The sequence below is a fragment of the Bacillus sp. 7884-1 genome, assembly GCF_002272245.1.
Classification (GTDB): Bacteria; Bacillota; Bacilli; order Bacillales; family Cytobacillaceae; genus Neobacillus.
Genome location: NZ_NPDD01000163.1, coordinates 1 through 1,374, shown reverse-complemented (window position 1 = coordinate 1,374; position 1,374 = coordinate 1). Strand labels below are relative to the sequence as shown.

At 38.7% G+C, this 1,374-nt stretch carries 1 protein-coding gene; it reads left to right on the top strand.

Annotated elements, in window-relative coordinates:
- The first annotated feature begins 27 nt into the window (after positions 1–27).
- A complete protein-coding gene (locus CHI06_RS18675; protein ID WP_095250135.1) occupies positions 28–1,245 on the top strand; it encodes an IS110 family transposase in 1,218 nt (405 codons plus the stop codon).
- The last annotated feature ends 129 nt before the right edge of the window (positions 1,246–1,374 follow it).

Below are 1,374 nucleotides of genomic sequence, written 5' to 3'. Positions count from 1 at the left end.
ATACAAGCCTAGAAAGGAAAGATTTCAATGGATGTAATCATTGAAAGAGCATGTGGTTTGGATGTCCATAAGGACAACATTACTGTATGTATAATGACACCTGAAAGAAAGGAGATTCAAACGTTTTCTACCAAAACAATTTTTTTACTAAAGTTAATGGACTGGATTAAGGAACATGGCTGTACCCATGTTGCCATGGAAAGCACAAGTGTTTATTGGAAACCGATTGTTAATTTATTGGAGTCTGAAGGAATTGAGTTTTTAGTTGTGAATGCCCAACATATGAAAGCCCTTCCTGGCCGTAAAACCGACGTTAAAGATGCGGAATGGATTGCAAAACTTCTTCGCCATGGACTTCTTAAAGCTAGTTTCATCCCTAACCGAAATCAACGAGAATTACGAGAGCTTGTTCGCTACCGCCGTAGTATCATTGAAGAACGAGCCAGACAACACAATCGTATTCAAAAGGTTTTAGAAGGAGCAAACATTAAACTAGGATCTGTTGTTTCTGATATTTTGGGTGTTTCATCTAAGGATATGCTTCGTGCTATTGCAGATGGTGAGGATGATCCTGAGAAACTAGCGAATTTCGCTCGACGTACAATGAAGAAGAAAAAAGAAGAACTTGAACTGGCACTTCAGGGCTATGTTAATCCACACCAGCGTTTAATGTTAAAGACTATTTTAACGCACATTGATTTTCTAACAGATCAGATTGAAATGTTGGATCAAGAGATTGCCCAAAGAGTAAGCTCTTATCAGGAAGATATAGAACGTCTCGATTCAATTCCAGGGATTGCCACCAGAATGGCTGAACAAATCTTAGCTGAAATAGGAACGGATGTTGGAAACCAATTCCCCACTGCCGCTCGTCTATGTTCATGGGCTGCCTTGGTTCCTGGTCATAATGAAAGTGCGGGTAAAAGGAAATCTAGTAAATCTAAAAAAGGTAATAAATACTTAAGATCCGCATTAACAGAAGCAGCTCAATCAGTCAGAGGTTCCAAAAACTATCTCGGTGCATTGTATAGACGTACAGCTGGACGAAAAGGAAAGAAAAAAGCAGCTATTGTTGTAGCCCATGCGATGTTGCGAATCGCATATTACTTGTTAACTAGAAAAGAAATGTATGTAGACCTAGGCGAAGACTACTTTGATAAACAAAGACAGGTATCTATTGTACGCCATTCGGTCCGCAGACTAGAAAACCTAGGATACACTGTAACAATAACAGAAGCCTCCTAATCCTTAATGAAGTCTATAAACACCACTGATCAGACGCTCCTCTCCTTTTAAAAAAAAGTTGAATGAGCTGCGTCTATTTAAGTATTGCCATTTTTCATATCTTACAGAAGTTAATTTTCATGGTAGTTT